Origin of the sequence: Moorena sp. SIO3E8, from assembly GCF_010692445.1 — a bacterium.
Taxonomy (GTDB): domain Bacteria; phylum Cyanobacteriota; class Cyanobacteriia; order Cyanobacteriales; family Coleofasciculaceae; genus Moorena; species Moorena bouillonii.
Map to the genome: position 1 here is coordinate 25,128 of NZ_JAAHHM010000053.1, position 20,429 is coordinate 45,556.

18 protein-coding genes and 2 pseudogenes are annotated in these 20,429 nt (G+C 43.7%); 6 read left to right on the top strand and 14 right to left on the bottom strand.

Annotation, left to right across the window (positions count from 1 at the left end; genetic code table 11):
• Nucleotides 1–225: 225 nt before the first annotated feature.
• A complete protein-coding gene (locus F6K46_RS21315; RefSeq protein ID WP_293062481.1) occupies nucleotides 226–1,323 on the top strand; it encodes a family 10 glycosylhydrolase in 1,098 nt (365 codons plus the stop codon).
• A gap of 385 nt (nucleotides 1,324–1,708) precedes the next feature.
• A complete protein-coding gene (locus F6K46_RS21320; RefSeq protein WP_293062483.1) occupies nucleotides 1,709–3,088 on the top strand; it encodes an MATE family efflux transporter in 1,380 nt (459 codons plus the stop codon).
• A 1,121-nt stretch (nucleotides 3,089–4,209) separates the two neighbouring features.
• Here the strand turns inward: F6K46_RS21320 and F6K46_RS21325 are convergent.
• Entirely contained in the window at nucleotides 4,210–5,322 is a 1,113-nt protein-coding gene (locus F6K46_RS21325) for an AraC family transcriptional regulator (RefSeq protein ID WP_365939917.1), read from the bottom strand.
• Here F6K46_RS21325 and F6K46_RS21330 point away from each other — a divergent pair.
• Together F6K46_RS21330 and F6K46_RS21335 are read left to right on the top strand one after the other, a co-directional pair.
• Complete coding sequence (locus tag F6K46_RS21330; protein WP_293062484.1) at nucleotides 5,321–6,262, top strand: alpha/beta hydrolase; 942 nt, start codon at nucleotides 5,321–5,323, stop codon at nucleotides 6,260–6,262. The genes F6K46_RS21325 and F6K46_RS21330 overlap by 2 nt on opposite strands.
• A 242-nt stretch (nucleotides 6,263–6,504) precedes the next feature.
• Nucleotides 6,505–6,639 carry a hypothetical protein gene (locus tag F6K46_RS21335; RefSeq protein ID WP_293117314.1) on the top strand — a complete coding sequence of 45 codons (135 nt, stop codon included), beginning with the start codon at nucleotides 6,505–6,507 and terminating at the stop codon, nucleotides 6,637–6,639.
• A gap of 593 nt (nucleotides 6,640–7,232) precedes the next feature.
• Here F6K46_RS21335 and F6K46_RS21340 read toward each other — a convergent pair.
• Nucleotides 7,233–7,901: a PEP-CTERM sorting domain-containing protein gene (locus tag F6K46_RS21340; protein WP_293062486.1), complete on the bottom strand. Its 669-nt coding sequence runs from the start codon at nucleotides 7,899–7,901 to the stop codon at nucleotides 7,233–7,235.
• A gap of 88 nt (nucleotides 7,902–7,989) precedes the next feature.
• Nucleotides 7,990–8,445 carry an NUDIX hydrolase gene (locus F6K46_RS21345; protein WP_293037376.1) on the bottom strand — a complete coding sequence of 152 codons (456 nt, stop codon included), beginning with the start codon at nucleotides 8,443–8,445 and terminating at the stop codon, nucleotides 7,990–7,992.
• A gap of 344 nt (nucleotides 8,446–8,789) precedes the next feature.
• On the opposite strand from F6K46_RS21345, the gene F6K46_RS21350 reads away from it, so the two are divergent.
• Nucleotides 8,790–10,253, top strand: coding sequence for a sodium/glutamate symporter (locus tag F6K46_RS21350; RefSeq protein WP_293062488.1), 1,464 nt, complete (start codon nucleotides 8,790–8,792; stop codon nucleotides 10,251–10,253).
• Between the two features lie 14 nt (nucleotides 10,254–10,267).
• Nucleotides 10,268–10,844 (top strand): annotated as a pseudogene (locus F6K46_RS21355) (transposase); the annotation flags it as partial.
• A gap of 43 nt (nucleotides 10,845–10,887) precedes the next feature.
• Here F6K46_RS21355 and F6K46_RS21360 read toward each other — a convergent pair.
• From F6K46_RS21360 to F6K46_RS21410, 11 genes and pseudogenes are all read right to left on the bottom strand, one after another.
• Nucleotides 10,888–12,207: a TauD/TfdA family dioxygenase gene (locus F6K46_RS21360; protein ID WP_293062490.1), complete on the bottom strand. Its 1,320-nt coding sequence runs from the start codon at nucleotides 12,205–12,207 to the stop codon at nucleotides 10,888–10,890.
• Nucleotides 12,208–12,242: 35 nt separating this feature from the next.
• Complete coding sequence (locus tag F6K46_RS40205; protein ID WP_365940653.1) at nucleotides 12,243–12,716, bottom strand: ureidoglycolate lyase; 474 nt, start codon at nucleotides 12,714–12,716, stop codon at nucleotides 12,243–12,245.
• A 292-nt stretch (nucleotides 12,717–13,008) separates the two neighbouring features.
• Nucleotides 13,009–13,251 (bottom strand): hypothetical protein, encoded by a 243-nt coding sequence (locus tag F6K46_RS21370; protein ID WP_293031188.1) that lies wholly within the window; start codon nucleotides 13,249–13,251, stop codon nucleotides 13,009–13,011.
• On the bottom strand, nucleotides 13,226–14,875 hold the full coding sequence (locus tag F6K46_RS21375; protein WP_293062492.1) for an IS66 family transposase: 1,650 nt from the start codon (nucleotides 14,873–14,875) through the stop codon (nucleotides 13,226–13,228). Before F6K46_RS21375 ends, F6K46_RS21370 begins: the two co-directional genes overlap by 26 nt.
• 31 nt (nucleotides 14,876–14,906) lie before the next feature.
• The gene (gene asnB, locus F6K46_RS21380; protein ID WP_293062494.1) at nucleotides 14,907–16,388 is read right to left on the bottom strand and encodes an asparagine synthase B; all 1,482 of its coding nucleotides are present in this window, start codon (nucleotides 16,386–16,388) and stop codon (nucleotides 14,907–14,909) included.
• 277 nt (nucleotides 16,389–16,665) lie between these two features.
• Nucleotides 16,666–17,049 (bottom strand): annotated as a pseudogene (locus F6K46_RS21385) (transposase); the annotation flags it as partial.
• Nucleotides 17,019–17,306, bottom strand: coding sequence for a transposase (locus tag F6K46_RS21390; RefSeq protein ID WP_293062498.1), 288 nt, complete (start codon nucleotides 17,304–17,306; stop codon nucleotides 17,019–17,021). The gene F6K46_RS21390 and the pseudogene F6K46_RS21385, both read right to left, overlap by 31 nt.
• A gap of 294 nt (nucleotides 17,307–17,600) precedes the next feature.
• Nucleotides 17,601–17,882, bottom strand: a complete 282-nt coding sequence (locus tag F6K46_RS21395; RefSeq protein ID WP_293062500.1) for a transposase family protein — start codon at nucleotides 17,880–17,882, stop codon at nucleotides 17,601–17,603.
• Entirely contained in the window at nucleotides 17,815–18,273 is a 459-nt protein-coding gene (locus F6K46_RS21400) for a thioesterase domain-containing protein (protein WP_293062502.1), read from the bottom strand. The genes F6K46_RS21395 and F6K46_RS21400 overlap by 68 nt, the downstream gene beginning before the upstream one ends.
• Complete coding sequence (locus F6K46_RS21405) at nucleotides 18,209–18,508, bottom strand: phosphopantetheine-binding protein (RefSeq protein WP_293117317.1); 300 nt, start codon at nucleotides 18,506–18,508, stop codon at nucleotides 18,209–18,211. Before F6K46_RS21405 ends, F6K46_RS21400 begins: the two co-directional genes overlap by 65 nt.
• 343 nt (nucleotides 18,509–18,851) lie before the next feature.
• The gene (locus tag F6K46_RS21410; protein WP_293062505.1) at nucleotides 18,852–20,297 is read right to left on the bottom strand and encodes an amino acid adenylation domain-containing protein; all 1,446 of its coding nucleotides are present in this window, start codon (nucleotides 20,295–20,297) and stop codon (nucleotides 18,852–18,854) included.
• Nucleotides 20,298–20,429 lie beyond the last annotated feature (132 nt).

The window sequence follows — 20,429 nt, forward strand, 5'->3', positions numbered from 1 at the left end:
ATTTGGGCGTTGGTGATTCTTGAGGTTTGTCCACAAATACTCATCTACTCGGCTCCCTCAGCCAAATGCCTCAGTTTTTATACCTAGTTTTCCTCCTTTTAAAAGCTGACAGCTGAGTGCTGATAGCTGTTCGCGTAGCGTGCGTGGCACAGGCTTCTAGCCTGTGATAAGTGCGCATATGCCTAGGAAAATAATAATTACCAATTACCAATTACCAAGTAACTAATGAAATTTCCATTAACCAAAAAATTCAATAAATTTATAATTTGGATATTAATAGGAGTGGTGCTATTGGTAGGATTTAACACTATCATTCCTGCCCCTCACCATACCCCAAAAACCACCAATAAAATTCAAGGAATTTGGGTAACTCATGTTGGTAACAACTTTCTATCCTATACAGGACAAACCGACAATGTATTTCACGAGTTATCTGGTCTGAATTTTAATCGAATTTACGTTGATGTTTATAATGGTGGAACTACCTATCCTAGTAACTATTCCCTCAAAAATAACTGGATTACCTTACCCTTCACCGACCCCCTAAAAGCCGCTATCAAAGAAGGTGAACGTCAAGGCTTAAAAATCTATGCTTGGTATGAGCATGGCATGATGCTTCATCTTAATTCAAAATTTGCTAAGCAGCATCCCAATTGGCTCCTGAAGACGTCAACAGGAGAAAAAGCTATCGATCAACATCTGTGGCTAAATCCAAACCACCCAGATGTTCAACAGTACTTCATTAATTTATTTACTGAAGTGGCTAAGAACTATCCCAACCTCTATGGTATTCAACTAGACGATCATTGGGGCATTCCAACTCAATTTGGAAATCACGCCAGAGTGATGACGGAATTAACCCGTAAAATTTACCAAGCGGTTAAAAAAATTAACCCTAATTTAATTATATCTCTTTCTCCCAATTCCCCAAGTTTTTCCTACAGAAAATACTCTCAAAATTGGTTGTATTGGATCCGCCAAGGCTTGATTGATGAAGTGATTGTCCAAATTTATCGCAAGACCAGCCAAGAAGTAATCAATACTCTAAGATCGTCTGGTTTACGAGAAGCTAGTTATTACGTTCCGGTAGCCGTAGGTATCTACAGTGGAGAATTCTATCGCCCTAAGCCCATAAATGAACTCAACAAGCAGATAGAAATTGCCCAAAACTCTGGTTATGGTTATTCTCTTTTTTGTTGGGAATCTACCTATAGTCCATTTCGTCATGTAAAACCAGAGCACAAAGAAGCGTTTGTTAAAACTTACTTAGGCACAAAGAAGCTTTTATTTAAATTTATAAGGTTTCTGAAACTATTAGTTTAAGTAGTTAGGTATAGCAAAGGGAACAGGGAACAGGGAACAGGGAATAGGGAATAGGGAACAGGGAGCACAATTATCTCAATTCCTACAGGGATTGCTATATCAGCTCTCAGCAGTTAGCTAAAAACTAAACCCATTCGTTATGGATTAGGCGAAACTATTTACTTAATTTACTATTTTTGACCCATTTATCACTTTTATCCTCTTGCCTTGTCTATAGATACAGGACTTACGCACATAATCCATGGGTAGGGTGGGCAAAACCTTGCCCACCCTACAGGTAGCGTTAAATTGAGGGATTTGCGTAAGTCCTAAGATAAATCCTCAAAACCCATTAAATTTTAAATTTAGTAAAATTTTATTAAGTTTAATTAAGGCATGCCCTACCATGAAGCAAAACCTGATTGAAGGGAAGGTGAGCTCCCAGCTAAGCCGACTAACGATACCGATGATTTGGGGAGTGTTTGCAGTTATTGCTTTCAACCTGATTGACACCTATTTTGTCGGACAACTGGGAACCAAACCCCTAGCAGCTATGAGTTTCACCTTTCCCGTGGTGATGACTTTAGGTAGTCTAGCGATGGGGTTAGGGGTGGGAGCATCCTCTGTGATTGCCCGTGCCATTGGAGAAGGCGATCTCCAGAAAGTGCGACGACTGACAACAGATAGTCTAACCCTGTCTCTGCTAGTAGTAGCACTGTTCACGTTGCTGGGATTAGCCACTATCGATCCCCTATTTACCGCCTTAGGAGCTGATGCCGATTTGCTACCACTGATTCGTAGTTACATGCAGATTTGGTATTGGGGAATGATTTGTCTGGTTATCCCCATGGTGGGTAACAATGCTATCCGCGCTTCCGGCAATACTGCTATTCCCAGCGTGATAATGACGGTTGCTGCATTCGTCAATATTGCCCTCGATCCAGTCTTAATCCTCGGACTGGGAGGATTTCCTCGATTAGAACTGGCAGGAGCAGCGATCGCAACAGTAATTTCCCGCGCCACCACCCTAGTTGTAGCCTTGTGGTTTCTCAACAATCGCCTGCAGATGCTTTGCTTCAACCTGCCCAAGCTGAGAGTAATTTTAGAATCCTGGAAAAAAATTCTCTATGTGGGTTTGCCTGCTGCTGGAACCAGCATGGTATTTCCCATATCTATTGGTGTGATCACTGGGTTGCTAGCTGGTTACGGAACTATAGCAGTAGCAGGTTTTGGCATTGCCTCACGAGTAGAATCCTTTAGCCAGATTGTCCTAATTGCAATCTCTGCCAGCATTGGACCGTTTGTAGGGCAAAACTGGGGGGCGAAAAAATACCTCCGTGTCCATCAAGCCTTGCGTCTAAGTTTCCTATTTTGCTTATTTTGGGGAGTGCTAGTAACAGTGATTCTTGCTGCCACAGCTCCTTGGTTAGCCTCCCTGTTTAACAGCAACCCAGAAGTAATCACAATTACCGCCACTTACCTAGTTATTGTCCCGATTAGCTATGCCGGAGCAGGCGTGATTCTAGTTGCCAGTTCCACCTTTAATGCCTTAGGTAAACCGTTACCATCAGTGGTGATGATGGTGACTCGGATGGTGGTGCTTTACATACCACTGGCCTATCTAGGCAGTCACCTATTTGGCGTGAATGGTATCTTTGCCGCTGCCTGTATTTCTAACCTAGCTGTTGGTTTAGGGGCATATATCTGGAATCAAAAAACTTGTAATATCAAAACTGTTTCAGCATTGGAGAAAAAATCAGTTTCTGCTGGCATTGGTCAGCTTTGAGGTAAGCGATCAGCTATCAGCTATCAGCTTTCAGCTTTCAGTTATCAGCGATCAGCGATCAGCGATCAGCGATCAGCGATCAGCTTTCAGCTTTCAGCTTTCAGCTTTCAGCCAAAGGCTGACTACTGACCACTGACGGCTGACAGCTGTTCCCGTAGCGTGGGTGGAACAGGCTTCTAGCCTGTGATAAGTGCCCATAGGCTTACCTTCTGATTTCACTGCTTCCAGCTCCAAAGCTCCCTAAAAACATGTACCTCACCTAATTTAAAAGCGCTATATAAAACAATAGTGTTCCGCAGGCTGCAAAACCTTATGCCTGTCAATACAAATGATTAATTTCTAATCCTTTTCCCCGATATCAACTATGATAATTACTCAACCATAGTAGCTATAAAAACGTTAACTACTAGTAACTTAAGTCGCTATAACTATTATTTGTAAATAAATGTAATTTTTTTTAATTAGCCCTTGCATTTTTTCGAGAATTTATCTATACTAAAGAAGGTAAAGACTGATACTAATAACCGCGCTGAGCATGGCCGTTAATCATCACCAGCGCGGCTTTCCTCCCAACCAAGTAGGAGTTACTTCTATAATGCAAAAAAAAATCACGATCATCAATCCCGGCTTTTCAGCAAGTCACCGGCTCTCCCTTGGCAATACTGAATTCTGACCTCGAAGACTGTAAGCATTCAGCTTATGGGCTATGGGCACGCTACTTGAGCGGCCATGCGGCCATTGGGTGCATCTCCTCAAAGCTGATAGGAAAGCGCACCGGACTGTTTACTCCATTGATTAAACACAACTTGGAGTTCTTCGTAATCTAAATTAATCATGACTCTTCTGATTGCTGAATAAGAAGGAACACGAGCATGCATGAATTTGAAGTCTACTAATTAATTCGGGCTCGGTGGCGTTCCACAAATCTACCCAATTGTCGATAACCTCAATAACCACTGATCATCCCCATAATGATAATTAGAAGCACTAGCCATAGAGGATGACGAAGACCATGAGGATCAAGGGTGATCAAGTATTTGCAAGAGAAACGTCGATTAAGCTTTTCTTCAGGATTTGGGTATATTATCGGAATTATGCCATTTTTTCGGGCTATTGCTTCACTATAAACCTTTTTTTTCTATAATGGAATAGCCCTGCCACTGGCGAGGGGATTGGCCAAAATACCGCCGGAAATCTCGACTAAACTGAGATGGGCTAGAGTAACCCACTTGATATGCGGCCTCAGCAACTGTAGAGCCACTCACAATAAGCCTGGATGCATCATTGAGGCGATGAAGCTTAATAAACTGAATAGGGGAATAAGTCGTGATTTCCTTGAACTTGCGGTGAAACGCTGCGCGGCTCATGCCTGCTTCCTTGGCCAACTCGTCAATCGAGATAGCTTCATGAAGATTGGCTCTCAGGAAGGTCAAGGCCCGCGATATTTTCTGCATTCCTCCACCAAATACTTGGTAAACCGAGCACCCAGCCTCGCCTCGAAGAACGGCAAACATCAGTTCTTTAAGCCTACCGTTGCCGAGTATATTGAGGGCAACAGGATCATCTAGCAATTCCAGGATGCGCTGAAGTGCCTTCGTAAATTCGTTATCCCATTTGGCCACAGTTAGCCCAGGTACTATTTCGGTACTGGAGGTGCTGGAACTGTCTATAGCTGCCATGTCAATAACAGTTTCAAACATTGTGGGAGTCTCAATGCCCAACCAAAGACCAAGTAGGGGTTTTTCCGGTGATGCCTCGATCACCTCTGCCTCTACAGGAAGAGGCAGCGTACAGCACAAGTATTGGTTCTTATCATAGATTTGCGTTGTGCCGTTCAAATATGCTCGTTTCCTACCCTGGACAATGGCGCAAATGCCAGGTTCGTATACCCCTGGCAATCGTTCCACAAGGTGACTCGTTCGAAACAGTTGTAATCCCTCAATAGGGGTATCGTTTACGCCCTCGGAACTTGCGTGACGATTAATAAGATGGACAATCTTACACATATTCATGAATCTAGGATGACTTATTTTGACTATATTGATCCTTCTCTGAGATAAATAGGCAAAAAAATGAGAGGAATAGGCTTGTTTTAGAAGATTCCAAGGGATTAATCTGCAAGTAGACGCAGAGCGCTTGGGGCACATTCTAAGGTCATAAATGCTCTGTGGAGAAGTCCTGAAAATCGTGCTGAAGACTCTGCTAATCAAACTATGTAGATAGGAATAAAACATGTTTAATCTGATCCTTAATCCCGGAAAAAACGAGATTTCCTTTAAAAGCCAGGGATATACTCTAGCGGCTAATCTATATGTTCCTAGAGACTTTGATCCTTCTAACAGCTATCCAGCTGTTATCTATTCGCCTCCCTTCAATCAGGTCAAGGAACAGAGTGGTGCGATCTATTGCCACAAGCTGGCCGAGAAGGGCTATGTTGCTTTAGCCTTCGACCACGTTGGCTATGGTGACAGTGAAGGTGAAATTCGCAACTATGAGAACGCCAACATTAAGATGGAAAGCATCCGCGATGGGATTAGTTTTCTGGGCACCTTACCCTTTGTTAATAGAGATCGCCTTTTTGGCCTTGGCATGTGCGCCAGTGGTGGCTATATGGCCCTAGTGGCAACTACGGATAAAAGGCTCAAAGCGATCGCAACCGTCTCTGGCATGATGAGTAATCAAACAAGTTATTTCAAAACGATGGATCGTGAAACTGTTTGCGCTGCCATCGCAACAGCAAATGCGGGACGGCAAAAGTTTTATGAAACGGGTAAAGTCGAATACATGGATGCCCTTGGTATGGAAAGTTTGGATCTCGACTCCCTCGACAAAAAATCAGCTCAGTATGAAGGCTATCAGTACTACATGACCAAACGGGCTGGAGCTGAAACCTATCCTAACTACTCTCACAAGTCGCCAACTTTTATGCTGGAAACACCAATGCTAGCTGATGCTCAGTCCTATGCACCCTATCTTTACACACCGTACATCGGTATCTACGGTGAGAAGGCATTACAGGATACTGGCTCATTGACAGTAAAATTTTATGAGGCTGCAAGCGAACCCAAAGAGCTGGTCGAGATTTCAGGTGCAAGTCATGTATCGCTCTATGACATCAATGCAGATGTAGATCGTGCTATCACAGCAATAGATACATTCTTCCAAAAACATTAAAAGCTAATTTTGCCTTGAAATTAATACTGATACCAAATCCTGTTGAGATAGGTACCTTCTTATCAATTAAGACTTATGTATATCAGTCTTTTCTCAATAAGAAAGGGTTCTCTGTAAGCCGGATTTGGTATGACATGGCTGAGGGGGTGACATGAGCCATGAAAAGCTTGCTGTATAAGGCTTTGAGGCCAATTAACTAAGGAAAGATACAGTCCCAAATTAACTCTCGATTCATTGTCTTGATGCAGCCGTTCATGGGGGAAACCACCATGAGCGGCTGCATCAAGAAGCGCTGTAGTCTTTTTCTTTTACTTTCAAACTTTATTCCAAGAGGTAAAGCATTGGCTAACTTTTCAATGGCTAACTCTTTTGATTGATTGTAGCATAATAACTACAATATTTACTAAAATAGAATTACGATCCTTTAGTTTAAATTTTAGATGCTTTTGATATAATAAGGGTAACTAACATTTTCAACAAAAATCCGTATGGGGGCTAGTGACGAATGGTTTACGCTATCAATTTGTTTATCTGCACCAGGAAACTTCACCAACTTATCAGCTGATGCCATTACTAAACTTGATGTAATCTGAGAGTTATCTTCAATTGTTAAAAGTTTTGGAAGCTATCTGTAAACTCTAAGATATTAGATCCTAAGGTGATATTATCAGCAGGTATTATTTTTTTTATTATACTTTTTCAGTCCCAAAGAAAAGTAGATACACCCTGCGCTTAGTTAATCTCTCGAATTCTTCGATTACAGAAACTGAAGCATCAAATTCCTGAGTATCCTTTATCAAGAACAATCATTGTTTGTGACGACGATAGAATCACAATCCAATTTTATTATTTCCCCATTGGTATAAGGATATGCGCTACGCGCATATCCTTACCGATTGATAACAAACGAATTTTCTACTCTACTATTAGTAATATCCAAGACAAAAGCCGCTTGATTGATATCAACTCCTTAGGTTTTGACAATGCGGCGTGTCCCAGCTAGACCTACAGCGAATAAGCCTAATCCCAGTAGAGTGGAGGGTTCCGGTACACTAACTGGTTTGGGGTCAGAGGGGCGGATAACTTTTATAGGGGATATTGCTGTTAGTTTACTACTGCCTTCACGATTAGACCCTACACTTTGCAGACGCACTCCAAACTTTTGCTCCTCAAACATATCGAGCGTTAAGGCTTCTGTAGCGTGAGATAGGGTAAAGCTAGTGGATTGAATATCATCAGTTCCGATACCATTGGTGCCAATCTTTAAACCAAAATCGAATGAGCCAGGGTTGCTAGGACCACCACCGTTCAGATTGACACCATTGCCAAGATTGCTAGTATTGGTTACCAAACTCCCGGTTACATCATTGCCACTAACACTCAAATCATTTGAGTTCAAATTGAAAGTGTCGTTAATATCGAAGAATACCCCAGTGATGTCGGCCAAGGTATCAGTCACTTCAAAGTTAAACTTAACATCATTGCCAACTTCCTCTAAAGTAATGTTGACTGTAGCTGGATCACCGGTAAACGGAGAAATATCGAAGTCAAGAACAGCCGCTTCGGCAGAGATGGCGTTCAATGTAGAAGCAGCGATTGTTACAGTAGCAGCTGCCATTAAAGAGGGCTTGATGTTCATGAGTGGTAATCCTTAACTGTTCTTAATTATCAGGATTACAGGCTGATGTTTGCATTCAGGTTAGTTCAATGTATCCGTAGTTGATGAGTTACTGTATCACTTCCGCAGATAGCCTAGGTCTAATTCCATAATGACGATAATTCCAATAATCCTGCAAAATTTTGTTGTGGTCAAAGCAGAGATTAGATGGCACTTCCCAAGGGTGAAAAATGCCAAGATTTTTAGCATCATCAGCCGCTTTTGGAACACCCGTTGCTGTAGCTAAAAAGACAATACTAATGGTATGCTTACGGGCATCACGATTAGGGTCGGAATACACCTGGAATTGCTCAATTAGTTCAACGTGTAAGCTGACTTCTTCCTTAGCTTCTCGCACCGCTGCTGTTTCTACCGACTCGCCGTAATCTACAAAGCCACCGGGAATTGCCCAGCCTAGGGGGGGATTCTGCCGTTCTATCAAAATAATCGGTCGATGGGGTCGGTCGATTAGTTCAATAATGATATCAACAGTGGGAGCAGGATTACGGTATTGAGTAGAAGTCATGGGTTAGATAAAATATGCTTGAGTATTTATCATATAGCAAAGGGAGTAGGGAGTAGGGAGTAGGGAGTAGGGAAGTTTCGATCATAAATTCTGACAATTAATATTGTCATAAATGCTCTAGATCCGATTAGTCTGACCGAAAAATCCATGCACTAGACGGAATTTTATCTCTCGCCTGAGTTACAATAATCCTTTATTCAGCTTCACCACTACAGACTCAACTCGCCGACGATGCTTTACTGTTAAAGCTTTACCATCAAAGCTTTACCGTCAAATTTCAAATTTTTAGTTACCAGAGGCAGTTGACTTCGCTGGTGTAACTATCCCACTGAGGGGAAGGTGCTATGTTTACGCTCATCAATGCTTTATTTGCTTTGATCATGATCGGGATTCTACTCCTGATCGGCAGGTTTCTTAAACAAAAAGTTCGGCTATTTCAATCCCTTTATCTACCAGAATCTGTTATTGCTGGGGGAGTAGCATTGTTACTCGGACCAGCAGTATTGGGTGCGATCGCATCTACCCTATCAGGTACAGATTCATTACTGGCTGGGGGTCTGTTTCCGAAAACCATGGGAACAGTTTGGTCTCAGTCTCCTGGTGTCTTTATCAATGTTGTCTTCGCCGCCTTATTTTTAGGTGAAGCGATCCCCAGTCCCATAAAAATTTGGCGCAAAGCGGCACCTCAGGTCGCATTCGGTCAAACCCTGGCCTGGGGACAATATGTGATTGGACTGCTGCTAGTTCTGTTAGTCTTGAGTCCGATATTCGGTGTCGATCCCATCGCAGGTGCATTAATCGAAATTGCCTTTGAAGGCGGTCACGGCACCGCTGCTGGCATGACCGATACCTTTAGAAAATTGGGTTTTAACGACGGTGGTGACTTGGCTCTAGGCTTGGCTACACTCGGTATTGTCACAGGGGTGATCGCAGGTACCTGGCTAGCAAGCTGGGGCAGGCGCAAGGGCTACATCCAGGCCAGCCCTGATCCCAGCAGTGAGCTACAACAGTTTCGGGATAAAATTCAAAATACAATTCAACAGACAATTCAAGGAGAACCTACTGAAGTTAGGTTAGCCAGAGCGAGATTAATGGATGGTTTACTGATCGATCCCCTGTCATTGAACCTTGCTTTTGTAGGAGTTGCGATCGCCATCGGCTGGGTAATCTTGGCAGTGCTCAAGTTCATTGAGTCAGTGACTTGGGGAGCCAGTGGCTTTCAAGTAATTGAGTATGTGCCTCTGTTTCCCATGGCACTAATTGGTGGTTTGATTGTCCAAGTAGTAACGGTGCGTCTAGGACTGGGGTCACTAATTATTCGACCCTTGCAGGAGCGCATCTCTGGGGTAGCGTTAGATGTGGTAATTGTGACCGCATTAGCGTCGATTTCCCTAAGAGTGCTGGGAAACAACCTCCTGCCATTTTTAATTCTTGCGATCGCTGGCATCGTCTGGAACATCTGGGCATTTGTTTTCCTCGCACCCCGTATACTCCCCAGATACTGGTTTGAGCGTGGCATCGGGGACATGGGACAATCCATGGGAGTGACAGCAACCGGTATTTTGTTGATCCAGATGGTAGACCCAGATAACCATACCGGTGCTTTTGAGAGTTTCGCCTACAAACAGTTGTTTTTTGAACCAATAGTAGGTGGTGGCTTGTTTACTGCTGCTGCACCAGCACTGATTGTGCAATTTGGCCCATCGGTAGTGTTACTGCTAACAACAGGATTACTAGCCTTCTGGTTAATGTTTGGTCTGTGGAACTTTAAGCGGATGAGAAAGACTGTCAGGCAAGCTAATCTTTAAAGGGTTACTCGGTGATCAGGCAAGGGGCTTTCGAGGAAGTACAACTCAATTTAACGACCTCAAAAACCCTTTGGGTAGCCCGACAAGACGTGTACGTCTCTCGTCTGTCGGGAATCAGAAGTTTGGCGATCGTCATGAATCAACCAAGCTTTGATGAAGCCACAGACATTGCGGTGCGACCCAAGGGCGATTTACTCGCCCATTGGAAAGCGCACCGTGACTATTTTTTGACCAACCAGGAAACGGAGGTGGTGACTCCCCAGTGGATAGTCGAGACTTATGCTCAAAGAAATTGGGTAGAAGTTTTTTATCGAGAAGCCAAGGGGTGGCTGGGGCTAAAAGAATATCAAGTTCGGCACTTTCCGCAGCTTGATGAGGCATTTTATTTTAGTTATGTGTGCCTATACTTTTATTTTGTGGCATCAACTGACTGGGGGATTACTTTGGCGATGGGCATCGAAACCTTTAGAGACATTTGCTGACGCAATAGATGCTTTTCGTAGCGCCATGTCTTGCCGTTTTGTCCCTTGGCTCCAAGAAAACTGGAACGTATTTGCTAGATATAAAGCCAGCTTGGGCTATATTTGGGCGCTTATTTGGCGCTTAGTACCAATAGCTAAATTTAGCCTTAATTTCAATCGCTCATGCGCTCTGCCAGAATTTCTAAAGCGCGGTCCGAACATCCCATTAACCACATATCCGGCATTCCACTTTTTTTCCCGAGCAACAGTCGCCGTCGGCTGCGGAATGTTTCCGGCTTCATATACGCTCCCAGTAAAACTCGTCGCAGTTGGGGATTCCGAATACCCGTCCGTCCGTGGAGCAGTCGCCAGTTATTATTTACCAATACCTGTCCGGGAGCTATAAGAAATTCGGCGTTATACTCTGGAGATTCAGCTAATGCTGTAAATGCTTGGTAGGCGGCATACAAGTCTTGAATTTTATCCGGGGAAACCTCAAGGGGTACGCGGTCGTTTTTATTGTGACGAATCTGGTAAACTTCGCCATTTTTATCCAAATTAATGACGTGCTGGCGATAATAGATTTCCCATTGGTATTTTTTGGTGCCTTTTTCCTTGTCAGATACTTTTTCCTCTACACCCAGTCGTCTGCGACCTGTTGGTATATACTCTTGGGTGAGTAGCTCGAAATATTTTGGCTGCTGAGTCCTCAGAACTTCAGCAATTTTGAAACCATCTACCAGAGTGGAATATCCTTGTCTGTCATTGTCAGGATTTTCGTATTCAATACATCCGAGAAATTGAAGTCTGGGAGGAACGTTGTAGGAGACGTGATCGGTATGATTGTCCAGCCGATGCAAGTACTTATAGGAGTGGTGGATATTTCCTGCTAGTTGGTTGGCTGTGTCTAAAGTATAGATGTCGGTAGGGTGATATCGTTGCTGAATCGGTCCGACGCGCTCTACTAATGCCTGAAATGCTTCTCTCGTTTTGGGAAAGCTGTCAATAATTACCATTCCCACATCCAGCATTTTATCCAACCAATGCAGTAGCGTTTCATCGTCCCTCATCACTTCCTGGTAATCGAAGTATGGGATGGACAGCGATGAGTCCCACAGTTGGGGTTTTCGTCGCTGTTTGAGAGCGGGCTCTTTTTGACAGTGAACTCGCAGCCAAGATGGATCGTAGACGCTATGATGTCCGGGTTCTTCACCGCCCCAAATGATATCTAAATTTCCTTCGCGGTCTATTTTGACCGTTTCAGTTATCGGATTTAGTGGCATTTTCAGGGGGTCGTGTCCTTCTCCTTCTCCACTGTTGAGGCTTAATGTGTCTGGTTGAAAACATTTGGGACAGTGGCAAGTGTCGCGCAGCCAGAGGTTGTGATAAAAGCTTTCGTGACCATCTTTCCAAGTAATTTGCACCCCGTTATTGACGGTGGTAACCGATTGGATGCGAAAAGCCGATTTGAGTTGCTGAACTAATGTGACCATATTACTCCTTTTATCGATAAATAGAATAGAGCAGTTTAACCGTCTTGCGGTTGACCTAGGGGAATTTTTAACCAAGTATTATGCTCTTTGGTTAAGAAACAATCGATTGTTGCATAAATACTGCCTTGTTTTCTCTGATAAACAACTTCTTTCCCCGAAAGTGATATTGGATTTGTATGCCAGACTCCAGGATGTATTGAAATGCCACAACTACCATCTGAATAAAGAGCTACAAAATCTTCAGGTTTGACATCTTCTTTAGGAGGAGCCAAAAGAAATATACTTGGTTCGCCATTTTTAGGCATAAACGCTTCTCCTGCATCTAGATGGGCACTCAGCCAGTTTACCAGAATATATTTAGAGTTACTTTCTGGTTCGGATATAATCTTACCCGCTGCACCACCGCGAGCATTCTGATGACCGGCAGAAAATAGGGTTGACCCCTCCCAATAGACTCTGAACTCCTCTTCAATAACAGTACCGTAACCCCCCTTGGAAATTGTAACTATTCAGGGGGGGGTAGGGTGTAAACTGGGGAACATGGAAGAGAAGCTCGCGCTCGCTGGAGTCAAGATTCCCAGGGAAGACTGGGAAAGAACTCCCGCCAGTGTCAAAGAACTCATATTAAACCTGGAACAAAGACTCACAACCATAGAAGATTAGACTTTGGACAAAACGCGAGCTTTGACAATAGGTTTTGTCTGTCGAGAGAAGCCAGTTCAGCCACAGAGGAAAAGAGCGGTTCCCCCAGCACGGATTTCGGGGCTTTTTGGCCTTTGAAGGGTCGATCTGGAGTTTAGACTAAACGATGCGATCGCAAGGGAAAGGAGAAAGGTTTTTTGTCGGTCTCAACCGTCCTTGACGCAAAGGTTTAACCCACCCTTGCTCTTGATTTTCCTCAGAAATGACATAGCGCAGCCCGTCTTGGGTATAGCCCTGGGCACGAGCACTGACGAGGTGATAGAAACCGAACCCAAGCATCTCCAGGGAAATGCGTTCAAAGGGAAACTCGTTGGCCTCAGCCACGCTCGAACTCGATGCCATTGGGTAGAGGAAGAAGAGACGTCGCCTCACAGCGCAGAACCTGAATCAGAAAATCGAGAATCGAACGTCCTTGAGTGCGTAGAGTTGTCACCACAGTTAACATCCGCGCCACAAACTCACTCCCTCCCGCCGACTGAGACCCAAAACTCAAGCGTCGCCAAATCACTGCGGTGCGCAGTGCTCGTTCGGCAGTATTATTGGTCGGCTCAATGCCGGGACAGTCCACAAAAGTCCATAAAGCCGATTCAAGTTTCAGAATCATGGCACAGGTGCGTGCGGTTTTAGCTAATGGGGTCTTTTCTTGTCGATGCTCGCACAAATCTGCAGCCTCACTCAGAAGGCGATGTACGCTAGTACGCAAACGAGTCATGGCAATCTCAAACAACTCCCATGACAGAGTCCCATCGCGCACTCGATGCCACCAACGAAACAAGCGCTGGGTCTGTCTGAGTAAAGCTTGACCGATTTCACCGGCTACCCCAGAGCGCTCGGACATCCGAGTAAAATCCCGTTTCAAGTGAGCCCAACACAGTTGTCGCTGGTTGAGGTTAAGCCAGTTGTAGGCGCTATAGCGGTCGCTGACCACCAGATCCCCATAAGTGGGTCCGAGTAATTCTTGGGCGCTACCGCCAGCCCGATTGAGGGTCACCCGATAAACCGTCACTAAGCCGCACGCAGCTACCCACAACCAGCTCGACTTTCTCTCGGGATTGTTGCCATCGCCGTTGTGTTGCTTCCAACTGGTCTCATCCACATAAGCGATGGCACTCTGTTGGAGGTAAGTCATCGCTTCGGTCACACTCTCAGCAAGCTGTTGGCTGACTTTTTGCCGGATACGGTTGAGACTGCCGATACTTATGCGTACTCCCCACAATTCCCTCATCAGGTTTTTGACCTGTTCGTGGCTTAAGCGATACCCGCCACTAAGTAAAGCCACTATTCCTTGCAGGCGCTCTCCGTAACCACTCGGATTTACTCCTTCTGGCAGAGACCCTCGCGTTTTTCTCCCACAGTTGGGGCAGTCTAAAGCATGAAGTCGGTGTTCGACGATTTCGAGTTGGACTGGGGGAATTTCGACGATTTGATGTCGGTAGGGATTGGGGTCTACTCCCTTCAGGGGACTTTGGCAGTACTGGCAATGCTCCGGTTTATGCTCGACGACTTCACTACACTCACTTGGGTCGTACAGATCTCGTCCAAAGCCAAGATGTCCTTTTTGAGCGCCTCGCTTTCTGTGCCTTTTTTTGGCTTTCTTCTGACCCGGTGGGTCTTTGGATGGGGGTTGGGAACTGTTTTTAGAGTTGAGTCCCAGACGCTCTTCTATGGTCGTGAGTCTTTGTTCTAGGTGTAGTATGAGTTCTTTGACATTGGCGGGGGTCTTTTCCCAGTCTTCCCTGGGAATCTCGACTCCAGCAATCGTGAGCTTCTCTTCCATGTTCCCCAGTTTACACCCTCCCCCCCCTGAATAGTTACTGGAAATTAGAGGTCGTTTTCCTGAAGTAGGCCATTTGCATAACTCTATTTTCGCATTTTCAAAATCCGTGAATACAACCCCTAATCCCAGAGCATTTTGGGAATTCAACCTTTTTAAGGGAACATCATAGTAATTGACTGTGGTCGCCATTTTTTCTTCAATTTAACTAAGAATTGAACTGTTAATGGAAAGTTCGATCCCACTTGCCAACTAAATTGACGGCAAATGGCTGAGGAAAATACTGCTCAAAAATCCTGTAATAGAGTAATTCCTCCTTACTTTTTATGGGGTCTCCCCGAAAGCGTGCCCGATCGAAATCTTGGTCAGAAATAGTAGCCTCAGCGTGAGCTGCTAAAACTTTAGAGGAAGCAGAACCATGAGCAAATTCCATCTTGTCTCGCCAAACTATTTCTGGGGGTAAATAGTCTTCAAAAGCTTTACGGAGCAACCATTTTTCAATGCCAAATCTCTGGTAAAGCTTGAGGGTAGGATCTATAGTCAGTGCCATTTCCACAAAGTCTATATCTAGAAAAGGAACTCTTGCTTCTAAACCATGAGCCATTGTCATTCTGTCTAATTTTTGCAAGTTGAGATTATGTAATCCTTTAATCCGATATACCAATTCTTGATTTAACGTTTTGCCATCATTGTAATCAGCTAGATAACTATAGCCAGCAAACAACTCATCTGATGCGTCTCCTCCGAGAAGTACTTTGACATATTGGCTAGCAAGATGAGATAGCAAGTAGGTAGGTACACAACTTCTTAACCAAGCGGGATCATAGGATTCAAAGTGGTAAATTACCTCGGGTAGAACAGAAAGCATTTCTGCTTCTGAGTAAATATATTCGTGATGAATTGTTCCTAAATATTCTGCTACTAATCTTGCTGCTTTCAGATCTGGAGAGTTAGCAAATCCGGTGGAAAAAGAATGTAGTTCTGACAGTTCTCGCTTCATTAAGGCCGCAATAATGCTAGAATCAAGTCCTCCACTGAGAAATACTCCTACAGGAACGTCAGACATTAAACGCCTGCGGACACTTTGAGAAAGTCCTTGGCGAATTTTTTCTAAAATCACCTCTACATCTTCTAAAAACACATCGACTTCGGGAAAATCGTAGTAGGGTTGTAAACCCTCATTAGAATGGTAATAATGTCCTGGAGGAAACTCTTTAATTTGTTCACCATGCTCTATTAAAGCTTTGATTTCCGAAGCAAAAAATAAACCTTCTTCACTTTGAGCATAGTATAAAGGTTTAATGCCTAAGCGATCGCGAGCGACAAATAATTCCTGATCGCTAGCCAAGATAAAGCTAAACATACCCCTGATTTTTTGAGGCATCTGAGTGCCAAACTTTTGGTAGAGCGGTAGCAGAATTTCCGTATCGCTGTTGGTTGAGAAGTTGTAGTTTCCCTGCAAGCGATCGCGCCATTGTTGATGGTTATAAATTTCTCCGTTAGCAATAGCGTATAATTTGCTCTGCGGATCGTATAATGGTTGCTGTCCTCCTTCTACATCAATAATGGCAAGACGATTATGTCCTAAAGCATAGTTTTCCTGGCAAATGCTACTGGTACCATCCGGTCCGCGATGAGCTAAGATTGACAATGCGTCTTCAAAGCCAGGTAAATTTGAGCCAAAAAATCCAACTATTCCACACATATCTTTATCGTCCAGGTAACTTCAATGCTGTCATCGCAATTGGCGTTAAACTAAGCCAGGTTGTCACCAACCCGACTCGTCTTCAGAACGCAGCATGAGACTTTAACCTCACTGCGCTCCTCTCTTTTCAGGCTCTTTATGAGTACCTACTTTGAGTAAGGTAGGAATATCGTCCACCCATTCCTAGTCCAGGTTATTGAACCATTTTTGGGTTTTCTCTCCTTCCTTTTGGGCTCTTTCGTTTTTAGTATGCTAAGCTATCATCAAAGTGCCAATTCATTATAGCTCTAATTTCAAAGTTAGTCAAATTTCTTAGCCCAAATCCACATCTTTTTATTAGTTTTAATTTGTTATTTATTCCCTCCACCACTCCACTATTTGTCCTGCTTTCAAAATATCCCACTATTTCTACTAGCCATCTTTTTATTGTCTTAACGCTTTTTGGGTAGTATTTTCCCGCTTTTTTGAGCCAGTCTATTAACCTCAATGTTCCTGATCCTAAATCTTTACTTTCGTCAAATATATGAGTGAATTCTTCTTTAAGATTATGCATGATTTCTATTAGCGGTGATGCAAATTTTACTTGTTCTAGTTTTTCTTTTTGTTGTTCTGATAAATCTTTTTCTCTTTTTAATTCTGAAAGTTGGCTCGCGCCAAACATTTTCCTAACGTATATTTACTTCCTTTTATACTCCTAAATAATTTCGCTCTTTCTTTTAATTGCAATGTTTTTGCTGTCTTTTTTTGGTCTATTATTGCCTGATTTAATTCTTCATGAACCATTTTCGTTACATGAAATCTATCTATTGTTACCTCGGCATTTGGACAGAGCTTTTTCACCAATAATTTATAATTTCCTGTCATATCTATACTCACTTCTTCTATTTGATTTAAAACTTTTTCTCCCCATGTCACCATGATTTTTCTTATTTCTAATTGAGTTCTCGCTCCTACTAATCCAATTAAGTTATGGGTTTATAAGTCTACTAATACTACTATAAACTTTCCTTGTCCTTTCACTAAGCTGATTTCATCTATCCCTAATATTTTTAACTTTTCTAAATTTATTGGCTTGATTAACTCCGCTATGAATGTTACCATTTTCCACACTTGTTCATCTGTTAAGCCATTACTTTATGCTACATTTTTTACATCACTATGAAGAACTTGCTGCGTGATTTTTTCCGCATATCTTTTCTTGATTTTTTTTATTTATCCTACAAAATCTAACTTCTCACTAAACGGTTTTTGACAATTTTCGCACTTAAACTGTCTTCTATTCACTTTCAAAATTACCTGTTGACCGCTCCAGGGTAAATCTTTCACTAAATGATATTTATTTTGATGTAGTCTGTGGCTTCTTTGTCCGCAGCGTGGACAAACTGCTTTTTTTTCTATCCTCTTGACTTTTAATATTATCGTGTTATCAATTTCTTGGCTGTCTTCTACTACAATTCCTGGTAAGCCTAGTAATTTGGTCAGTATTCTTTTCATTGATGAGTATTTTTAGCTTTTCAACTAATATTTTAGCAGACCAAATACGCAAGAGCCGATTTTTCCCAGATAACATTTCGAGGATCTGGGCAATATTGGTCAACCATCGGGTATCATCCCAATCTAGCTGTTGTGGGGTGCTACCAGGAAGTCGGGCGGGAAGGTCAAATAGGGCGAGTAGGGCGACTGTTTCTCCCTTCTGTTGTAGCTGTTGTGCCATTTCAAAAGCAACCAGAACCCCAAAGGAATGACCCCCGAGGAAGTACGGACCAGAGGGTTGAAGGGATTGGATGGCTTGGAGGTAGTAAGCGGCTACCTCTTCAACACTACCAAAGGGTTCCGACACCCCATCTAAGCTGGGGGGTTGTAAGGCGTAAAAAGGGTTGGTCATTTCCCAGATGACGGGCGAGTTGGTGGAAGTACACCACATTGCCACCGGAACCAGGCATACAGAAGAACGGTGGGTGGTTTCCAAGGGGTTGAATGGCAACTAAGCCAGACCAAGAGTGAATATCAGTTTGTTGGCGCAGTAGAATGGCTAATTGTTCTACGGTAGCGCCTTGGAAAAGGGCGGCTAAAGATAGATTTTTGCCAAATTGTTTCTCAATGTCAGCCATCAGACGCACAGCTAACAGAGAATGACCACCCAAGTCAAAGAAGTTGTCTCGGACTCCGATGGGAGAAACAGAAAATAACGCGATAGAAAGTTAGCCAGGTGGATTCATCCCCTGCTTGAATAGCGACACGCGGAACGGGGCTTATAAAGTGCGGACGCAGGTTCCGCACACAGCCCCTCGATTTATCCCGTCGTTAAGTGCTATTATTGATGGTAAATCAGCGGTACGTTGAACTGTCCTAGTTAAAGGTGGAACTCCTGCTATACCGAAACAACGGGCTTGCCGACAGTATGACGAGTCAATGGCGAACAGGCAGGACAGGGAGTATTCCTCATTGGCATAGGCTGAAAAGTTAAATCCAAGTAAGTCCACAGGTAGATTTTTCTATCCGAGGGATGTAGGAGTCTGTTGACAGGCTTAAAGAAAACGCGGTTTCAACCCGTTTTCGGTGGGCTAACCACAGAATCCACGCGGTTTCAACCCGTGGAGATGTCAAACCCAGAATCTCTGACCAAATTTGAGCTAGTTGCAGTTCTACCGAATCCCGGGGGGCAACAAAACTGGTTTCACGAATCAAACTTGAAGCATCGGGAATGGGTAGAGCCTTGCGATCGACTTTGCCACTGGGTGTTAAGGGTAAAGCTTCTAACGTCACAAAATTCCTAGGCACCATGTAGTCTGGTAACTTTTCCCAGAGAAAGCGGCGCAGTTGACCCGAAGTCGGGATTTGCCCCTGATTTGGACAAACATAAGCGACTAAGCGCTTATCCCCTGGTTGGTCTTCTCGGACAATCACCGCAGTCTGCCGCAGGTCGGGGTGTTGGGCAAGTATTACTTCAATTTCCCCAACTTCGATCCGGAAACCCCGCACCTTGACCTGATTATCAATGCGACCGAGATATTCGATATTGCCATCGGGTAAATAACGGGCTAAGTCTCCAGTTTTGTAAAGGCGGGACCCCTCTTCTTGACTAAAGGGGTTGGGAATAAATCGTTCTGCGGTCAAGTCAGGACGGTTCAGATAACCTCTAGCTAAGCAAACTCCCCCGATGTACAACTCGCCAGAAATTCCCACAGGTACAGGTTGTGCGAATTGATCTAATAGGTAAATCTGAGTGTTAGCAATGGGACGACCAATAGGTGGTAGTGCTGACCAATTGTCAGTAGAACCCGTTAAGGTAAATGCTGTGACTACATGAGTTTCTGATGGTCCATATTGATTATGAAGGGAACAATCTTTTAGCTGGGAGAAAAAGCTTGCGATCGCTGGAGTAATTTGCAACTGCTCCCCTGCTGTTATTACTTCCCGCAGACTGGTGGGAATCAATCCCAAAGTTTGAGCGGTCTCTGCTAACTGCTGTAAGCCAACAAAAGGAAGAAACAGTCTTTCAACTTGTTTTGCTCTTAATAAATGTAGCAAAGCAACAGGGTCTCGTCGCAGTTCTTCTGAGATTAAGACCAAGGTTCCACCCGCACACCAGGTTGAAAATATTTCCTGAAAGGAGACATCAAAGCTAATTGGTGCAAATTGCAGCGTTTTTGCCCTAGTTGAAACTGTTGTGTTTGACCGTTGCCACAAAATTAGATTGCTCAAGGCAAGATGCTTCATTGCTACACCTTTAGGCTTACCTGTAGAACCGGAAGTGTAGATTACATAAGCCAAGTTTTCTTCAGAAGCAGTACAGTTGGGATTTAAGTCATTTTGTTTACTAACTAGATTCCATTCAGCATCTAAACAAATGATTTGCGCTTTATTTTCCGGTAATCCAGCTACCAAGTTTTTTTGAGTTAATAGCACTGAAGCTGACTGCCGGACACAAGTGCCTCAAAGCCTGATTATGCCTGGGTGATGGGATGCAGGTTTTGAGCGGACGGTTCGAGACAACTGGTAGAAAAGAGCGATTGACCTTTGCTCACGCTACGGGAAGGC

Bases quoted from the DNA above. Each gene is read 5' to 3' on its own strand.
- F6K46_RS21315 (WP_293062481.1), top strand. From the start codon at position 226: ATGAAATTTCCATTAACCAAAAAATTCAATAAATTTATAATTTGGATA.
- F6K46_RS21320 (WP_293062483.1), top strand. From the start codon at position 1,709: ATGAAGCAAAACCTGATTGAAGGGAAGGTGAGCTCCCAGCTAAGCCGA.
- F6K46_RS21330 (WP_293062484.1), top strand. From the start codon at position 5,321: ATGTTTAATCTGATCCTTAATCCCGGAAAAAACGAGATTTCCTTTAAA.
- F6K46_RS21325 (WP_365939917.1), bottom strand. From the start codon at position 5,322: ATGTTTTATTCCTATCTACATAGTTTGATTAGCAGAGTCTTCAGCACG.
- F6K46_RS21335 (WP_293117314.1), top strand. From the start codon at position 6,505: ATGCAGCCGTTCATGGGGGAAACCACCATGAGCGGCTGCATCAAGAAG.
- F6K46_RS21340 (WP_293062486.1), bottom strand. From the start codon at position 7,901: ATGAACATCAAGCCCTCTTTAATGGCAGCTGCTACTGTAACAATCGCT.
- F6K46_RS21345 (WP_293037376.1), bottom strand. From the start codon at position 8,445: ATGACTTCTACTCAATACCGTAATCCTGCTCCCACTGTTGATATCATT.
- F6K46_RS21350 (WP_293062488.1), top strand. From the start codon at position 8,790: ATGTTTACGCTCATCAATGCTTTATTTGCTTTGATCATGATCGGGATT.
- F6K46_RS21360 (WP_293062490.1), bottom strand. From the start codon at position 12,207: ATGGTCACATTAGTTCAGCAACTCAAATCGGCTTTTCGCATCCAATCG.
- F6K46_RS21370 (WP_293031188.1), bottom strand. From the start codon at position 13,251: ATGGCATCGAGTTCGAGCGTGGCTGAGGCCAACGAGTTTCCCTTTGAA.
- F6K46_RS21375 (WP_293062492.1), bottom strand. From the start codon at position 14,875: ATGGCGACCACAGTCAATTACTATGATGTTCCCTTAAAAAGGTTGAAT.
- asnB (WP_293062494.1), bottom strand. From the start codon at position 16,388: ATGTGTGGAATAGTTGGATTTTTTGGCTCAAATTTACCTGGCTTTGAA.
- F6K46_RS21390 (WP_293062498.1), bottom strand. From the start codon at position 17,306: ATGGTGACATGGGGAGAAAAAGTTTTAAATCAAATAGAAGAAGTGAGT.
- F6K46_RS21395 (WP_293062500.1), bottom strand. From the start codon at position 17,882: ATGAAAAGAATACTGACCAAATTACTAGGCTTACCAGGAATTGTAGTA.
- F6K46_RS21400 (WP_293062502.1), bottom strand. From the start codon at position 18,273: ATGACCAACCCTTTTTACGCCTTACAACCCCCCAGCTTAGATGGGGTG.